Origin of the sequence: Methanobrevibacter thaueri (genome assembly GCF_003111625.1) — an archaeon.
Taxonomy (GTDB): domain Archaea; phylum Methanobacteriota; class Methanobacteria; order Methanobacteriales; family Methanobacteriaceae; genus Methanocatella; species Methanocatella thaueri.
This window is the reverse complement of record NZ_MZGS01000021.1, coordinates 12,355-31,030: the sequence shown is the minus strand read 5'-3', so window position 1 is coordinate 31,030 and position 18,676 is coordinate 12,355. Positions and strand designations below refer to the sequence as shown.

Annotated in this window: 14 protein-coding genes; 13 read left to right on the top strand and 1 reads right to left on the bottom strand. The window is 38.7% G+C overall.

From position 1 onward, the window contains the following. The first annotated feature begins 50 nt into the window (after window positions 1-50). The 10 genes from MBBTH_RS05535 to MBBTH_RS05490 all read left to right on the top strand — a co-directional run bounded on the left by MBBTH_RS05535 (window position 51) and on the right by MBBTH_RS05490 (window position 15,508). Window positions 51-6,254, top strand: a complete 6,204-nt coding sequence (locus tag MBBTH_RS05535; RefSeq protein ID WP_207773335.1) for a DUF11 domain-containing protein — start codon at window positions 51-53, stop codon at window positions 6,252-6,254. A gap of 434 nt (window positions 6,255-6,688) precedes the next feature. After that, window positions 6,689-7,210 carry a hypothetical protein gene (locus MBBTH_RS05530; RefSeq protein ID WP_116592067.1) on the top strand — a complete coding sequence of 174 codons (522 nt, stop codon included), beginning with the start codon at window positions 6,689-6,691 and terminating at the stop codon, window positions 7,208-7,210. A 158-nt stretch (window positions 7,211-7,368) separates the two neighbouring features. After that, window positions 7,369-7,758, top strand: coding sequence for a hypothetical protein (locus MBBTH_RS05525; RefSeq protein ID WP_116592066.1), 390 nt, complete (start codon window positions 7,369-7,371; stop codon window positions 7,756-7,758). Beyond that, entirely contained in the window at window positions 7,745-8,134 is a 390-nt protein-coding gene (locus tag MBBTH_RS05520) for a hypothetical protein (RefSeq protein ID WP_116592065.1), read from the top strand. The genes MBBTH_RS05525 and MBBTH_RS05520 overlap by 14 nt, the downstream gene beginning before the upstream one ends. Before the next feature lie 184 nt (window positions 8,135-8,318). Then, window positions 8,319-9,167 (top strand): hypothetical protein, encoded by an 849-nt coding sequence (locus MBBTH_RS05515; RefSeq protein WP_116592064.1) that lies wholly within the window; start codon window positions 8,319-8,321, stop codon window positions 9,165-9,167. Next, complete coding sequence (locus tag MBBTH_RS05510; protein ID WP_165814038.1) at window positions 9,154-12,828, top strand: ATP-dependent DNA helicase; 3,675 nt, start codon at window positions 9,154-9,156, stop codon at window positions 12,826-12,828. Before MBBTH_RS05515 ends, MBBTH_RS05510 begins: the two co-directional genes overlap by 14 nt. 34 nt (window positions 12,829-12,862) lie before the next feature. Beyond that, window positions 12,863-13,753: a tetratricopeptide repeat protein gene (locus tag MBBTH_RS05505; protein ID WP_116592062.1), complete on the top strand. Its 891-nt coding sequence runs from the start codon at window positions 12,863-12,865 to the stop codon at window positions 13,751-13,753. 19 nt (window positions 13,754-13,772) lie between these two features. Further along, window positions 13,773-14,147 (top strand): hypothetical protein, encoded by a 375-nt coding sequence (locus tag MBBTH_RS05500; protein ID WP_116592061.1) that lies wholly within the window; start codon window positions 13,773-13,775, stop codon window positions 14,145-14,147. A 208-nt stretch (window positions 14,148-14,355) separates the two neighbouring features. After that, the gene (locus MBBTH_RS05495; RefSeq protein ID WP_116592060.1) at window positions 14,356-14,853 is read left to right on the top strand and encodes a hypothetical protein; all 498 of its coding nucleotides are present in this window, start codon (window positions 14,356-14,358) and stop codon (window positions 14,851-14,853) included. Further along, window positions 14,843-15,508, top strand: coding sequence for a hypothetical protein (locus MBBTH_RS05490; protein ID WP_116592059.1), 666 nt, complete (start codon window positions 14,843-14,845; stop codon window positions 15,506-15,508). The genes MBBTH_RS05495 and MBBTH_RS05490 overlap by 11 nt, the downstream gene beginning before the upstream one ends. Before the next feature lie 143 nt (window positions 15,509-15,651). Here MBBTH_RS05490 and MBBTH_RS05485 read toward each other — a convergent pair whose 3' ends face one another. Continuing rightward, the gene (locus tag MBBTH_RS05485; protein WP_116592058.1) at window positions 15,652-16,293 is read right to left on the bottom strand and encodes a hypothetical protein; all 642 of its coding nucleotides are present in this window, start codon (window positions 16,291-16,293) and stop codon (window positions 15,652-15,654) included. Window positions 16,294-16,430: 137 nt separating this feature from the next. On the opposite strand from MBBTH_RS05485, the gene MBBTH_RS10905 reads away from it, so the two are divergent. The 3 genes from MBBTH_RS10905 to MBBTH_RS05475 all read left to right on the top strand — a co-directional run bounded on the left by MBBTH_RS10905 (window position 16,431) and on the right by MBBTH_RS05475 (window position 18,674). Next, entirely contained in the window at window positions 16,431-16,601 is a 171-nt protein-coding gene (locus tag MBBTH_RS10905) for a DUF3800 domain-containing protein (protein WP_165814037.1), read from the top strand. A 449-nt stretch (window positions 16,602-17,050) separates the two neighbouring features. Further along, on the top strand, window positions 17,051-17,416 hold the full coding sequence (locus tag MBBTH_RS05480) for a hypothetical protein (RefSeq protein WP_165814036.1): 366 nt from the start codon (window positions 17,051-17,053) through the stop codon (window positions 17,414-17,416). Continuing rightward, complete coding sequence (locus MBBTH_RS05475) at window positions 17,409-18,674, top strand: NADAR domain-containing protein (RefSeq protein ID WP_116592056.1); 1,266 nt, start codon at window positions 17,409-17,411, stop codon at window positions 18,672-18,674. Before MBBTH_RS05480 ends, MBBTH_RS05475 begins: the two co-directional genes overlap by 8 nt. Window positions 18,675-18,676 lie beyond the last annotated feature (2 nt).

The window sequence follows — 18,676 nt, the reverse complement described above, 5'->3', positions numbered from 1 at the left end:
AAACCAATGAAACTAACAGTTCTGCAAATGTTACTGTTTACAGCCCTAACATGACTGTTGAGAAAGTAAACTTAAACATTACAGACTTCGTTGTTGTTAATGATACTGTTGCGTTTAATATTACTGTAACCAACACTGGTGACTGTGATTTAGGTAATGTAACTGTAACTGAGTTCTTCAAACCTTCTGAATTTAAGTTTATTAGGTTTGTTGGTGCTGATTGGAGTAGTGATGATAATGTGACATTTAAATACCTTAAACCTCTTGGTTTGAACGGTAATGCTACATTCACTGTTTACTTCCAAGCTTTAACTAACGGAACTCTTGTAAACAATGTTACTGCTAGGTCTAATGTGACTAATGGTACTAATGACACAGCAAATGTAACCGTATACAGTCCTAACATGACTGTTGTTAAAGTAAGTTTAAACATTACAGATTTCGTTATTGTTAATGATACTGTTGCGTTTAATATTACTGTAACCAACACTGGTGACTGTGATTTAGGTAATGTAACTGTAACTGAGTTCTTCAAACCTTCTGAATTTAAGTTTATTAGGTTTGTTGGTGATGATTGGAGTAGTGATGATAATGTGACATTTAAATACCTTAAACCTCTTGGTTTGAACGGTAATGCTACATTCACTGTTTACTTCCAGGCATTAACTAACGGAACTCTTGTAAACAATGTTACTGCTAGGTCTAATGTGACTAATGGTACTAATGATACTGCTAATGTTACTGTTTACAGTCCTAATATGACTGTTGTTAAAGTTAGTTTAAACGTTACTGATTTCGTTGTTGTTAATGATACTGTTGCGTTTAATATTACTGTAACCAACACTGGGGACTGTGATTTAGGTAATGTGACTGTGACTGAGTTCTTCAAACCTTCTGAATTTAAGTTTATTAGGTTTGTTGGTGATGATTGGAGTAGTGATGATAATGTGACATTTAAATACCTTAAACCTCTTGGTTTGAATGGTAATGCTACATTCACTGTTTACTTCCAAGCTTTAACTAACGGAACTCTTGTAAACAATGTTACAGCAAGATCTAATGTTACTAATGATACCAATGACACAGCAAATGTAACCGTATACAGTCCTAACATGACTGTTGAGAAAGTTAGCTTAAACATTACCGACTTTGTTGTTGTTAATGATACTGTTGCGTTTAATATTACTGTTACCAATACTGGTGATTGTGTTTTAGGTAGTGTTAATGTGACTGAAGCTTATGACACTAGCAAGTTCAAGTTTATCAGATTCGTTGGTGCTGATTGGAGTAGTGATGATAATGTGACATTTAAATATCTCAAACCTCTTGGTTTGAATGGTAATGCTACATTCACTGTTTACTTCAAGGCTTTAACTAACGGTACTTTGGTTAACAATGTTACTGCTAGGTCTAATGTTACTAATGGTACCAATGACACAGCAAATGTAACCGTATACAGTCCTAACATGACTGTTGTTAAAGTAAGTTTAAACATTACAGATTTCGTTGTTGTTAATGATACTGTTGCGTTTAATATTACTGTAACCAACACTGGTGACTGTGATTTAGGTAATGTGACTGTGTCTGAGTTCTTCAAACCTTCTGAATTTAAGTTTATTAGGTTTGTTGGTGCTGATTGGAGTAGTGATGATAATGTGACATTTAAATACCTTAAACCTCTTGGTTTGAACGGTAATGCTACATTCACTATTTACTTCCAGGCATTAACTAACGGAACTCTTGTAAACAATGTTACCGCTAGATCCAATGTAACAAATGAAACTAACAGCAGCGCTAATGTAACTGTTGCTAATCCTGGTTTAGGAGTTGTAAAAGTTTCATTGAATGTAACAGATTTCGTTGTTGTTAATGATACTGTTGCGTTTAATATTACTGTTACCAACAAAGGATCCAGTGATTTACACAATGTTACTGTTACTGAAAGTTACATTCCTGCTGAATTGACTTATAAGGACCATTCCGATAAGGATATTTGGTTCAAATCTGGCAATGTTTTCACTTATCAAGGAATTCTTGCAAAAGGTGGAAACAGTACTTTCACAATTTGGTTCACTGCCAATACTAATGGTACTTTGGTCAATAACGTAACCGCAAGATCTAACGAAACCAATGAAACTAACAGTTCTGCAAATGTTACTGTTTACAGCCCTAACATGACTGTTGAGAAAGTAAACTTAAACATTACAGACTTCGTTGTTGTTAATGATACTGTTGCGTTTAATATTACTGTTACTAACACTGGTGACTGTGTTTTAGGTAATGTGAATGTTACTGAAGCTTATGACACTAGCAAGTTCAAGTTTATCAGGTTTGTTGGTGCTGATTGGAGTAGTGATGATAATGTGACATTTAAATATCTTAAACCTCTTGGTTTGAATGGTAATGCCACATTCACTGTTTACTTCATGGCTTTAACTAATGGTACTCTTGTAAACAATGTTACTGCTAGGTCTAATGTGACAAACGATACTAATGACACTGCTAATGTTACTGTTTACAGTCCTAATATGACTGTTGTTAAAGTAAGTTTAAACACTACAGATTTCGTCATTGTTAATGATACTGTTGCGTTTAATATTACTGTAACCAATACTGGTGACTGTGATTTAGGTAATGTGACTGTAACTGAAATCTTCGATGCTAATGAGTTTGAGTTTATTAGATTTGTTGGTCCTGATTGGTCCAGTGATGATGATATTATATTCAAATATACTAAAGACCTTGAAGTTAATGGTAATGCAACATTTACTGTTTACTTTAAAGCATTGGTTAACGGTACTTTAGTTAACAATGTAACTGCTAGGTCTAATGTGACAAACTATACTAATGATACTGCTAATGTTACTGTTTACAGTCCTAACATGACTGTTCAAAAAGTTACTTTGGACAATGTTGTATTCGTGAACAATACTGTAAGGTTTATGATTGTTGTTACTAACACTGGTGACTGTGATTTACATAACGTGACCGTAACTGAGATCTTTAATTCCAAAGAATTGGAGTTCAATGATATGGTTGATGTTACTGGTAAATGGTCAAAAACCGGTGATTTTGTATTCGTTTATGATGGTGCTTTGGCAAAAGGTAACAGTACTAATTTCACTGTTGTATTTACTGCATTGGTGAACGGTACTTTAACCAACACTGTTAACGTTACTTCAAACGAAACCGATAACAAAACAGGAAACAACACTACAACTGTTTACAAACCTAATATGACTGTTCAGAAAGTTACTTTGGATAATGTCGTTTTCGTGAACAACACAGTTAGTTTCATGATTGTTGTTACTAACACTGGTGATTGTGATTTACATAACGTGACCGTTACTGAGATCTTTGATTCCAAAGAGTTAGAGTTCAATCGTATGGTTGATGTTACTGGTAAATGGACAAGATCTGGTGATTTTGTATTCGTTTATGATGGTGCTTTGGCAAAAGGCAATAGTACTAATTTCACTGTTGTATTTACTGCATTGGTGAACGGTACTTTAACCAACACTGTTAACGCTACCTCTAACGAAACCGATAACAAAACAGGAAACAACACTACAACTGTTTACAAACCTAATATGACTGTTCAGAAAGTTACTTTGGACAATGTCGTATTCGTAAACAACACAGTTAGATTCATGATTGTTGTTACAAACACTGGTGACTGTAACTTGACTGATGTTAAAGTTACTGAAATCTTCAATTCAAGCGAATTGAGATATGTTGATTACACTAACAAGAATTCTTGGAATAAAGATGGTAATGTCTTCTCATTTAATGGCAATTTGACTCCTGGTTCAAGCGCTAACTTCACTATTGAATTTACAGCTTTAGTGAACGGTACTTTAATCAACATGGTCAATGTAACCAGCAATGAGACTGAAAACAAAACTTCAAACAATAACACTACTGTCTACAAACCAAACATGACTGTTGTGAAATTAGCATTGAATAAAACCGTGTTTGTCGGCGAAAACGTCACTTTCGTGATTGTTGTTACCAATACCGGTGACTGCAACTTGACTGATGTTGCTGTTTATGAGGATTACAAAATCACTGAATATGAATTGGTCAAATTCATTGATGAGACTCATAAATGGACTAATTCAAGCAATGTATTCACTTATAACGGTAATTTGACTCCTGGTTCAAGCGCTAACTTCACTTTAGTATTCAAGACTTTAGTGAACGGCACTTTAATCAACATGGTCAATGCAACCAGCAATCAGACTGACAATAAAACCGCAAACAACAACACTACTGTGAAAGAAATTTGTGATTTGGTTGTTATCAAAGAGGTCAATGCAACAAGCATCTTTGTTAATGAGACTGTTGAGTGGACTATTACTGTTAAAAATAATGGTCCTAACACTGCTGTTAATGTTATTGTTAATGATACTTTGCCTGATGGCGTAATTGTTATTGGTGAATTGCCAAGAGGCGGTGTACAGACCGGTAATAATATTGTTTGGAAACTTGGCGATTTGGCTGCTAATGCCGAACCGATTGTTCTTAAATTCATTACCAGGATTACACGCGAAGGCAACAACACCAATTTCGTGGTCGTAAACACTACTACTCCTGATTCAAATGAGTCCAACAATAAGGCGAACAATACCACCGTTGCAAACCCGATTTGTGATTTGGAAATCCATAAATACGTTAACGCAACCCGTGTTTATGCAAATGACACTGTAGAATGGAATATAACTTTAGTTAATAAGGGTCCATCAACTGCCTTCGGCGTTGTGGTAAATGACACTTTACCTAATGGTTTGAGAATCATTAGTGCAACACCGAGTGCGGGAAGTTTTGATGAGAGAACTAGGATTTGGAAGATGGACGAGTTACGGATAAACTCACCTGTTTTCCTTATTTTGGTCACTCAAGTCTTGACTAACGGTACTTTTATGAACACTGTAGTTGTAAACTCCACTACTCCGGATTCCAACGAATCCAATAATATTGCAAACAACACTACCGTTGCCGATCCTATTTGTGATTTGGTAATTACAAAATCCGTAAACGCAACCATGGTAAATGTAACCGACATTGTTGAATGGACAATCACTGTTGTAAACAGAGGTCCTAACACAGCTGAAAACGTTGTAGTAAACGACACTTTGCCTAACGGACTTAAAGTATTAGGATTGCCTGAAAACTGCAAACAGAATGGAAATACAATAATCTGGAACATCGGCAGTTTAGAAGTGAACAGCCCTGTTTCAATCACATTATTGACCCAAGTTCTCGTTGAAGGCAACATAACTAACATTGTTGTAGTTAACTCAACAACTCCTGACAGTAACGAAACAAACAACAAGGCAAATAACACTACTGAAGCAGATCCTGTTTGTGATTTGGAAATCATCAAACTCGTAAGCTCCAAGAAGGCTTATGTTGGCGAAGACTTGACCTGGACTATAATTGTAATCAATCATGGTCCTAGCGCAGCTTTAGACGTAAAGGTCTTGGAAGACATTCCAGATTCATTGAGGTTAGTTTCATACACTGCTACTAAGGGTACTTTTGACAAGAACACCAATATTTGGACAATCGGTAAGCTTGACAATGCTTCAACCGTTACACTCACAATTGTGACTAGAGTATTGAGCGTTGGAAACATTACAAATCCTGTAGATGTTAATTCATCCACTCCGGATTCCAATAAAACCAACAACCATGCTAACAATACCACTGAAGCATTTGAAATCTGTGATTTGGAACTCATCAAATCATCAGATAAGAAAGTTTACTATGTCGGCGATTACATGCACTGGATTATTGAAGTGGTCAACCATGGTCCAAGCCCTGCAAAAGGCGTTTGGGTCAGTGATGTCATGCCATCCGGCGTAAAATACATCGGTTATTCCGCTTCAAAAGGTAAATACGATGCAAAAACTGGTAATTGGACAATAGGTAATTTAGCTAAAGGAGAAAAAGTTACTTTGGATATCTTATGTAAAGTAATTAATCCAGGTTTGATTACAAATAACGCAAACGTTACATGCAGCGTCAATGAAAGTGATTTAACTAACAATGACGATAATGCTACCGTTAAAGTTATTCAAAAGGTTAAACCTGTACCTCCTAAACCTGATCCAACTCCAGAACCTACTCCCGAACCTGAAAATCCAGTTCATGGCCCAGCAATGCATGCTACCGGTAATCCGATTGCATATCTTTTAGTTGCTGTTTTCGCAATATTCGGCTGTTTCTGGTCAAGGAAGAAACAAGATTAATTAAAAACGGAAATTAAATAACTAGATTTCATATCTAGTTACTTTTTTATTTTTTTAGCGAGCAATTTTTTACGAACGAAACTTTTTTTTATTTATTTATCACTGTTTAGCGGACGCTATCATAAACTGAAAAATCCAAACCTTTATATACATCCTGAAAGTAATGTTTTAATGCACTTTAAATTATTGGAAATTAACCATCATTATTAAATTGTAATCAAGACTCTATACGAACTTTTTGACATTAAAAAGGGGCTGATAAAAAATGACACCACAAGTTAAATCAACTGCATATGGGAGTGCAGCGTTCTTTTAGACCAATATGGTTGTCCAATACCGGGACAGCCGAATCAACCAAAATCAACATATGTAAATGGCTTATCGTAGCATATGCTATGTTTGAACTATAACTATCATCATTTAGAGGAATAATAATGCAAAAGAGTCAAGAGATTAATGTAAATGTTAAAGAGACTGTCGAACACTCAGTGGCTGGAAATAGGGAGTTTCATTTCTATGTGGATGAACTAGCAGCCGACAACAGCATGCCTACATATGTGGGCAAGGCAGATGAGAAATACACCTATGAGGAAATGGATGACGATTTCTTCGAGTTTCTCGAGAGGAAATCCCATCAGGATGGAATATACGTTCGCCTTGTGTTTTCCATGTCCGTTGAAAAGAAGGGCAAGACCCAATTTCAGCTGGTGTATGGTGGAGAAGAGGAATATTTTGAACCTGACAGCTTCGATGATGTCCTTGTCTTTGAGTTCGCCGATTTCGGCGTAAAAATCAAGGACGGTAAGGCAACTTTCGGAGCGTCAATCGACAATGGCTGTGGAAGGGAGGTCTATTTTGCCGAGTTCGGCTCAAGCGACGGCAACAGGGAATTCCTGTCCTTGGACAATCCCTTGAATAAGCGTGTCATTGAAATCATGGAGGAGATGATAAAATGATAACAAATGTCATAACTGCAATCCAGTTTATGCTGGTGATATTTTCTTTGCTGTTAATATTCTACAAACTACATAGGGGGGACAATAAGAGAAGCACGTATTTGGGTTTACTGCTGGATACATGTCTTTTATGGCTGTTAGTAATTTAAGAGGTTCAAATGGAGTTTAATTTCATTAAATATTCGGAAGAAATTGTGGAATTTTTAAGTGTAAAAACACTTGAGGAAATTGACTATGGAGTGTTGGACTTATCCCAAATCAGGGATTATGGATTAAGGGAAGTTTTATGCTTTTTTGAGGAAATACTGACCTTGGAGCTGAAAGTCAACTATCAGGAAAACGATACGGGGCTTTTTAGGGTTCAGTTCCTTGGGGGAAGATTCACTTATAAGGAATTCGGACATGTGCTTGAGGCTGATTCCATCTGCGAGTTAAGGGAATTGGTCTTAAATGAAAACAGAATCTGGTACGTCTTTGATGACATTCTAGCAAGGGAATTTCTAAGTCAATTTGACAATATTAAAGGGAGGAAACATGTCAAGATCTAAGAAATTAACACAAAGAGAGATTTATTTCGATAGGGAAAGGAAATTAAATCAGATGATCAATAAGTTTGCGAGATTGACCTTCAGGGGCAATCTCAATGACCTGGACAGTTACGATGCGATGAACCGCATGAGACTGGAAATCAAGAGGATTTTCGACATCCAGTCTGAGGAGCTTCACAACCAGAGCAGGCGCAGAAGGTACATCTACTACGAGCAGCTTTCCAGGTTCAAGTCAATATACTGCCATTGGAAAACTGTCTCTTTTCCGGCTTTCATCACAAGGGTGTTCAATTTGCCGGAACACCTCATACATTCTCTGGAATGGTTCTATGCAGGAATCAAGAAGGGATATGATGTCAGTTATTCAATATTTTAGGAGAGATCACAAATTTAAATGATATTTAACGTTGACAGCCGTTTAACCGGGTTTTTTTCAAAAACATTCACATATTCACCTTTGTTAATTTTCTCCTTTGCTTTTTTTACCCGGTTATTCGGTATAATTCATTTTCGTTTTTTTACACAAGTTATTTATCATATCTAAAACAAAATATCTTTCAATGATAAATGAGTTTAATATTCAAAGATTGGATGAAATCATAGGGGATTATGACAGCCCGTTTTTCAATTATCTACTGTATTCCTATGACCTGAGTCTGAATGATTGCGAAGTCATCATTGAGGACTTGAAAAGGGACATTGAGGACAATAAGATAATGCCAGTTAATATAGTCTCCACTTTGGAGGATTACTTTAAAAGGAGCGTCACCAATCGCCAGAAGGAATCCAAGATAACCTATTTATCAAATCTAATAAGAAGGGACAATGAATTCTACATCAAATTTTTGGCAAGATATGACATTCTTGATGAGGATATCGATCTAATCTATGAGAAGGTTCGGGCGAAAATCATAAGCGACAACATTCCCGATTTTGAAATCAAGAGACTATTGATATATTACTTCAACAATTCAGTAAAGCAGATTACATATCTCAAGGATCTGAACATGATCAGGGGCCGTGCCTATGACACCCTGATAATCAAGAAGGCATATCGAAATCACCCAAATCTGATTGAGCAGGACATCGTCGAGATTGTTCTCGACATTCAAAGCGAGATATTGGATGCCAAGGAGTTCAGAAATGGCATCAAAAGGACGTTCCTGAATCGCTGCATGCAAAGAAGCGAAAAAAAGAAGGCTCAGGCATTATCCAATCTGGAGTATTTGGTTGAGGGAAGCGGTGATTCATTTTCAAAGCTGGTCAGCTTCAAGGGCCTTTCTAAGAGTGAGGGGAACACCATAGTTTCCGAAATCAGGGATGATATTGAAAACGGTTCGATACAACCTGAAGATGTAGACAATATTTTTTTAACCAAACGTTTCAATGAGTATAATGAGAGAGAGTAGTGTTTTTACTTTTCTGAAAAGTAAATATGGTAATCTGTATGACCTGTGCATGGTCATGGAAAAGTTGATTGTGCTTCGAAAGTACCACTTAGCCATCGCCACATCCAAGGTCATACTGGATTTGTTCAACAAGCAGACACAACAGGAGTTGGAGCTGACTATCGATGTGTTTAATGACACCTCTTTATCATTAAATGAAATGGATATGAAAAGCGTCCATAAAATATTGTTCACATCTATCTATGACGATTACTTTGAGGCAATTGAGGAATATTTGCAGGTTGACTACGAGTATGACTTCACCTTCCTCGGCCATAATCCGAAAATAACAAATGACGACATCTACCTGATAGTCGACAACCTTGAGGTCAACTCAATAGCGCCCCACCTGATAGGTCTTGTGGGTGATGACATGATAACTGTTGAAGACCTCAATAGTGATGACAAGCAGAAGGTACTTGACCTCATGTGTGAAAATCTCGACTGCTTCATAAAGAATCACATTCTGACACTGAGACTCTTCGACACCGAAGGCAACCCATTGGCACGCAAGCTGAATTTCGAGGCGGTCAGGAAGGCAAACCGATGTGTCGTGCGTGAAATCCCACCTGAAGTCGAGCTTGACGAATATCAAAGGGAGGCTGTCGAGTACACAGACAAGCCCCTGGTGATAAATGCAGGTCCCGGAGCCGGAAAGACACGGGTAATCATCGAAAGGGTGTGCTATCTTCTTGATGAGGGTGCCGATCCCGAATCCGTGCTGGTAATCACATTCACAAACAAGGCGGCAGATGAGTTGCGCGAGCGTTTCAAGAAGGACACAAAGCTTGACTTGAACACGATAAACAAGATGAGAATAAGCACAATCCATAGTTTCTGCCGCTCAATACTCAGGGAATTTTCAGACATTCCATATAACCTGCTCAAAAGGGAATCCGAGCGCAATCTGTTCTTCAACAAGCACAAGCATGAGCTTGGCTTCAAGGGCCCCGCATACCTGAGAAACTACGAGTCAGGACAGGTTCTTAAAAAGTATGATGAATATGCGCTTTTCGAGGTCGACTCTGAAGCTTTGGTGGAATATTTGGAATCAAAGTACAGGCCATCCGATGAATACCTCAAATACATTGAGGAATTCTACAGCACACATCCTGAAACACAACACCCTTCAAAAAAGGAAATCAAGCGATTGGACTTCAGATGCGATGAGTACAAGGCACGCTACCTTCAGATTGCAAGGTCCTACAATGACTGGATTGACCTTATGGAAAGGGAACACATCTGCGACCAGAACTACCTTCTAATCAAGGCATTGGAGATACTCTCCGATGAGGACAATCTGAAGAGGATTCCATACAGGAATGTACTGATTGACGAGTTTCAGGACACTGATGCGGTGCAGATGCAGATTTTTGAAATCCTGAAAGGGGTGTCCGACACATACACCGTTGTAGGCGACGCCGACCAGAGCATATACTCCTTCAGGGCCGCAAACCCTAAATTCTTCAACGATTATGCCGGAAGCGATGAGTTCGAAAACAAGATTCTAGTCAACAATTACCGCTCAACATCCGAGATAGTTGATTTCAATGAGAAATACATCAGGCAAAAGCGGTCAGCGCCTAAGGACCTGAAGACGGTGAATGAGCCAAAGATGCCAGTCTATATGCTTGAGAACAACAGTCCCGAAGAGGAATACCGTGGAATAGCCTATATTATCAGGAACCTGATGTCATCAGGAAAGATTTCAAAGTACAGTGATGTCTGCGTCCTCTTCAGAAGCCATAAGGACAAGAAGGAAATTCTTGAAGAGTTTAGAAAGGAAAATATACCATATTATCTCAAGGGAATCGATGATTTGATATACCAGGATGAGGTGAAGGCCGTGCTGACTCTGATTTGGTACATACTGCCTTTCAACCCAACTAACATTGCATATTATGGTGATGGAGGCCAATGGATAAACCTCTCCTCATTCACCGACAGGTATTATGAGGCAAGCAAGGTATTCAAGCTCTCCCCAAAGACAATGGACATATTGAACGACATAGAAACCACATATCATGCCAATGTCGTCAGCATCAAGGGAAACTATGAGGCCATCGACAAGTCATCCAATCCGAATTCGATAATGAGCGTTGTGAGGGACTACTCCGATGATGTCCTTGACGAGATATTCAAAAGGGTCGGAAGCATTGACATCAGCTCATACAGCCGTGAGGAGCTGAGGGAAATAGGAATATCCGATGAGCATGACCTTGACTTCTTTGAGGATTTAAACGAGCTCAAATCATCCCTAAAAGAGGTTAGAATGACCTCCCTGCAGATATACTATGAGCTTTTAAAGATTACAGGATATTCTGATGAGGTGCTCTCCAGAAAGGATTTCGATGCCAAAAAGGCCGCATTGAACCTTGCACTGATATCCGAGATAATATCCGACTATGAAAACATAATGGGCAAGTACGACCTCAACGGTCTTTTCAATTACCTCTACCGCTCACTCAAGTACTACTCCTGTCCGATCAATGAGGAGGAGGACAACTCACAGAAGGTCCACATAATGACTGTCCACAAGGCAAAGGGACTTGAATATCCCGTTGTCATCACCGCATCAATCAAGGACCGCAGCTTCCCGCTGACATTTTCGTCACAGAGAAGGGATCATTTCTTCAACAACTCTCCCGTCTATCCGACACCGAACAGGTTCCTCAAGTACAAGGTCAGCGAGGAGAAGGAGGCGGAAGAGTTCAACCGTGAGGAGGAAAGGGTCGTCTATGTTGCAAACACACGTGCCGAGGAACTGCTTATACTTTCCGTTGTTCTTCCAAGGGCAGGAATATTCATTCCAAAGGTCCTGAAGGACTATGAGGATGACCTGGTAACTATAGAGCCGACCGATGTCATTGACATGAAGAAGGTGACCTCCCATATGGTGAGGGACACAAACCTCTTCAACCAGATAGAGTTTGAGGATGTCCTTGAGGACTATCTCTTCTGTCCTCTCAAGTATAACCTTGAAAGCAACCTCAAGTTCAAGAACCCCAAAAACATCAACAAGTTCATCGACTCAAAGCTAAGGGTAATAATAAACAGGCTTCACAATGACAGGTTCATGACCGATTGGGACAGCGAAAGCATAGAATACCTTGTTTCGGAAGTGATAAGGTCATATTCCTTCGCATCCGGTGAGAGGGATATCAGGGAGCTCTTCAACAATTTCGCCGAATACTGGAAGGAATACGGACGCAACTTCGATGTTGTGGAAACCGCATTCAAGGTAAGCCTTGAGGTGTTGGGCTATGACATAAATGGCGTGATAGACCTTATTGTCCGTGACGGCGACGGTGTGAGTTTGGTTCACTTCATACGCACAAGGGACAACATGAGAAACTACCATTCGTTCTACATGGAGCTTTTGGGATATTATGCCCTTGCGCTCAAGGACAGGATGGACGTTGAGGTCGAAAACCTGATATTGTATGTCCTCGATGAGGCGAAGCTCTATGAGATCGAATTCCGGGAAAGCGATTTCATTGAGAATTATCTTGAAGGGGTGGTTGAAAGCATCTCCAGAAACGATTATGCAAGACATCCCGTCAACTGCGGGGAGTGTGAGTTTTACGGACTGACCTGTCAGCTTGAGAGGGATTCACAATAACTTTTTTTATTGAGTAGCATCAAATATTATATCAATGACTTTCTCAAACATTCCCGATGAATTGCATTATGAAAAGGAAGCAGGCAAGGTCAGGTTCACCTTCAACGGATTGTCAACCAGCTGGATGAGTTTAGATGACCCTTTCATCAAAAGGATTGATGAGGACAATCTCAACAGTGAATTTTTAGGACAGCATATCACCAAGGAAATTGAAATCAAGAACACTCTGGATGAGGCCTTCAGCCATTTGGCGAGCGAAAAGTATCCAAGAGCCATTGATGATTTTGATGAGGTTCTATATTACGATCCAGATTATGCTGAGGCATTGATGGGCAAGTCCCATGCGCTTTACTGCCAAAGGCACTTCGTCAAGTCACTGAGATATTATAAAAGGGCCATTAAGGCCGATGAAAGCCTTGAAGATTGGGATTATTACAAGCTTCTTTTGGAAAAGTCCCATGAGGAGAGGGACAGTTTCCCAAAACTGAAGCTGAACATCTATGCGGGCGACGAGCTCTTCGCCAAGGGAGAGTTTGAAAAGGCGGTTGAGTCATATGACAGGGCACTGGCCAACCCATCAAAGTTCAAGGACAAGATTCTCTCCAAGCTCCTGAACAAGAAGGCATCCGCACTTGTGCAGCTTGAAAGATACGGTGATGCACTGAAATGCTTTGAAAAATCAGGAAATGATTTCTCCTATTTTGGCCAGGGGTATTGCGAATACAAACTCGATTTGCCTGTAAATGACAGATTCAGAGGATATCTTGACATTGACAAGAAATTCCAGCTGCAGCAGGCCATCATACTGAATGAACTTGGATTTAGGGACGAATCCAAGGAGATATGCGATTACCTTTCCGAAAACCATTTCAAAAGAGATGAGCTATACTTCGCTCTGAAGGAATTAGAAGATTTTTTTAACTGATTGCGACAAAACTATAACCATGAAGTTTTCAGGGTTCATGAACGTATACCTGCTGGATGACATGAGCTGGGAATACCAATTCGGGGAAAAGTCGTTAAAGGCACCGACACTGAAGGAACTGGAAGTCCTTGTAAGTCTCTATGGATTGAAATGGAGTAAGCTTGATGATGATTTGGCCAAAAGGTCACTGGAAATCGACAAGAATAATAACACTGGTTTTTTGAATGTCTATTTCAAGGACGATTTCTGGTACTACAGGGGCTCAGAGCTGAAGTCACATTCCCTTGAGGTATTGAAAAAGAAGGTCTTGAAAGCCGGCCTTGAATGGAGAGAGACTGACAGCGACCTGGCCTACAAGAACATGAAATTGGATTCTAGAAGGTTTAAAAAATAGTTTATATTTCTTTATTTTTATTTTTATGTTTTTTTAATTTGATTTGCCATTAATAAAGAAAAAATTGTATGAATATGTAATATTGCTTTGATTTATAAGCATAAATATTTATATTGGAGTCATACATATCATTAATTAAAGTTTAACACGACATTTCATGAAAAAATATAATTTCCAACTTAACACCGCACGTAAGTGAGTTGAAAAAATGATTAATGAAGTAGATCAAATGACTATCCCAATAATATTAAGCAATGCCTCTCAAAAGGCATATGAAAAATTTAAGAAGCTGGTTTTGAGAATATTCTCATTGATTAAGAAAAATCAATGCAACAATAATCTTAAGGAAGAGTTTTATGATTCTTATATTGATTTCGCCAGGAAACTGGATGCAGAAGGCTATCATGAAGAATCAAACCTTTACATGTCCATTTGTGAAATGTATTATCGTTTGATTGATAGGCCTGATGAATTGATTGATTATGAAAGTTTTTTCACAGATTTGTTTGATGCATTTGATGACTTGTTGTATGTTAAAATTCATGAGCCTTCACACTATGATGAAAAATTTGAGGAATTCATAAGGTATTCCGGTGAAATGCAGGATTTCTATTATTTGCATTTAGCCCAGCCAAGCAATCAGTACGATGAGGATACTTTAAGTAAAATAATACATAATTTGGCAGGGGATTTAAATGACTTTTAAAGTATTCTGTGATACAAATGTGCCTATTGCTTATATATTTCATATTAATTCATTGCATTCAATGTCAAAAAAAGTATTTAATAGATATTCGGAATTTTTCTGGTCAGATAATGTATTGAATGAATTTAATCAAATGTACTTCAAAAAATTAGAATATCTTAAAAGTTTTTTTCACGATTTGCAGAAATATTTGGAAAATCCTTCTCAGGAATTATACTCCTGTGCAGATTTGTATGCTTTTGTTAAATCTCATTATGATGGAAAGGAGTTAGAAAATGCTAGAAGTTCCATTGAACCATTTTGGAATGAATATATTGGTGTTGAATCAAATATTCTATTTTTTGATATAAAAAATTCAGTGGATGCCTGTCTAATGGATATGGTGTTGATTTTAAAAGGGAATAAGGATTGTTTAAAAGAGTTCATGCAATTAACTCCGCAAAGAACAAAGAATTATTCTGATATAGTGAACATATTAAAATCAGTTGGTGTTCATGATTCTGATAGGAATATCATTTTGGACGGTCATGATTTTGCATGTTTCAGCCCTGAACCTGTTGATTTCATAACCTTTGATAATGGATGTTATTTCGGTGCAAAAAACGTTGAGTTGTTGTGTTTCAATTCGGTAAAAGGCAAAATAGATTTTAATTGAGAAGTAATGTTAATTACTTCTCGCGTTTAAATATTGCAACCGCACATCCGATTAGCAACAGCAATATTGGATTTCCTGTAGTGGTCTTTGAAACCTCACTCTTTCTGTCGTTTATAATTTTCAAAAAATAGTAAAAATGAGAATTATTCCTCAAATACTTCTTTTCCTGTGTAACAGTCGCTGTCGCTTTCGCTAGCTTTCAAAATCTGGAATCTGATGATTTGAGTGTACCTTTCATCATCAAAGGTAATGTCTTTGAACTCCTCAATCACCTTGTCGAACTGTGAGGTCCTTCTGAGGAAGTCTGCCTTAATGAGAAGGAGAGCGTCCCTTTCATTGGTGTCCAGGTCAATAATCCTGTCAAGATATTCCATTGCAAGCATTCTGATGTCTCTGGCCAAAGGATCCTCGTTGTCGTCGCATGACCATGCGCAGCGATGGAGGTTTAGGAAACATTGATAATCGTTGCCGATTTCCCTTTCAATCATGAATCTCCTGTAGAACCTTCTTGCGACATCGGATATGAACTCGTTGCCGTCACATGTTAGGTAACCTTCGCGTTTCACAAAATCAATTCTTATTTCTGATCCGTTTTCCAGGTTTCCTGCAACGTATCCGCAATTAGGGCATTCGACTATCCATGTGAACATGGTGTCCCTCTGCATCGGTGCCGGCCTGAAGTCAAGGTCGGGGTATCCCCAGGAATTTGTGCTTCCTAACACTTTTTGTGGTGATGTGTAACCACAAACTGAACATTTTTGATTTACTGGTATAATGGTTGTCATGGTATTAACCATGAGTTCAGGTCGTATATAAAACTTTTTGAATTATTTTGGGTGGAAGTATTCAAAACAGAGGTATATGGCAAAATCAACAGGACTATATATGGGTGTTGAATAGGTGATTTTTGGTAAGTTAGGTTATGACTCGTGCTGCTTCTGTTGATATTAAACATGCTAATTCAATTCATTACAATGGTTTGCAAATGGCTGATATAATAGCATGGTCTATTTTTCAAAGTGTGGAACGAAACAATAGTGAATTCATTGATTTAATTCAGAATAAAAGTATAAAAAGAGTATATGAAGAATGAAGAACCTACAGCCACCTAATTGACCATAATAAATTATGGAAAGTCGTCACCTGTGGCGACAAGGACTTGTAGGCTGAACCTCTAAGAGGTTTTTACCTTCCAATCTTTCAAATAAGATTTATGTATCTGTCATTATTTAAACATTTCCAGATTCTATCAAGTGGAGTTAATGAAGAAAATGAACTCCTTCTCCATTTTCAAATTCTTTTTCTGATTCAATCAAATATTCAATTACTTGATACTCTCATATTCATCTAATATTTTTAGTAATCATGTCATTAAAGGAATTAGTCTTATGGCCAATGTCTGCTAGTGTTTAAATGGAATATTTTGGAGTGTAATATACGTTGGATTTCATTTGCTTTTCAAAAGATTTACACACAAAATAATAACAACATTTATTAACAACCTCCACCCAATATACTATTACAGGAGCCATCACTATACTGATGCTACCATTAAATTCAACCGTGATAAAAATGACCGTATTGGACGTGAAGTACGTTTTTCACATTCCGCTCTGCAAGTTCACACAGGACAGGCTGTCTCCATTGAACGGCGATGAAATCATTGACGATTTGATTTCAAAACTCAGCGAAAAGGGATTTGACAGCCTTTACATGACAAAAGTTAAGTCATGCTATATGGGAAGACTCTATGATGAGATATTGATTACGCTTTTCACCACAGAGGACAGGGCGCCCGAGGAGATATTTGAAGGGTGGTTTAGGAAAAACAACGAGATGCTGGAACAAATTGAGTTCGCCTATGAAAAGGGTGATAGAATGATTATTGGGAGGTTATATCATGAATGAAAAGGAATACTGCGACGAGGGAAAATACGCTGCACCAAGATGGCTGGTATACCCACAATTCTCCGCAATCACAATGGGCTGGAGAATGGGATACGGCGAGGATTACCGTATGAACGAACCTCCAAGGACAAGGGAATTTTATGAACTGTTTCCACAGCCGCAGAACTGGATGTTCGAGAAGAGAAAATTCAACTCACCAAGGGAGGTCCTCATGGGGTTCCTGTGGAGGGACTACGGAGAGCCTAAATACTCACAAATCGGTGATGATTGGAGAATCGTAAATGACTTCATAACCATGTCCGATGAAAAGGAGTTTCAAAACGATACACACATGTTCAGGTCAATTGAGCACATGGTGTTGTATTCAAGATACGGATCGTTTACAGGAAATTACAGCGTTGACACTCAAATTGAGGTCTTGAGAGACTATGAGGTTCCCGAAAGCGAAAAGGACAGATGGGAGGAGTTTAAATACACTGTCTGTCTCAATGCCTGCTACTACAAGATCATGCAGGATGAGGATTTGAAGAAAAAGCTATTGGCAACCGGCGACCAGTCCCTGGTTTACATCTCAGATGATGAGTGGGGAGGCGAGGAAAACCTCTTCGGATTTGCCCTGATGGAGGTCAGGGATGAGATACGCAGGATATGCGAAAACGAGGATTTGATTGACTGGGAGTATACAGAATACCTCAAGAACGCCTACCCTTACGTGCAGCATGACAAGAACCCTGCAGAGGACCCTCAGTCACCGGAATACAATGTGGTGAGGACAATACTCAACGGCTCATCCAGATACGTCCGTGACGTTAACCTTAATGAAGAGCTTGCAGCCAAATACGAGCCGGGCCAGATATTGATGGAAAGGGGATTCGTTGATGCCACCAATAAGATAGGAGGCATGACAACAACCCACAGGTACCTGATACTCTCACAGTACATGGCCGATCTCTCCCAGTTTGAGCATGGAACCGATTGGGGACTGCACACCGCCAACAGGAATTCCAAATTCAAGGTACTGGACATATTCACATATGAGGGAAAAACACAGATAGTGCTCCTGCATCTGCCGGACGGATTTGTGGAGGCCTTTGAGAACACCACAGACCTTGAGGAGATGATGGTTAAGAAACTGAGGAAGCAATTCATTAAGTCATCTGATAATGATCCGATTCCTGAGGTGAACACTCCCGAATGGCATGAGAGATGCTCCTTCCCAATAGGAATGAGCGATGAAGGGGAATTCTTTAAGGATTAATC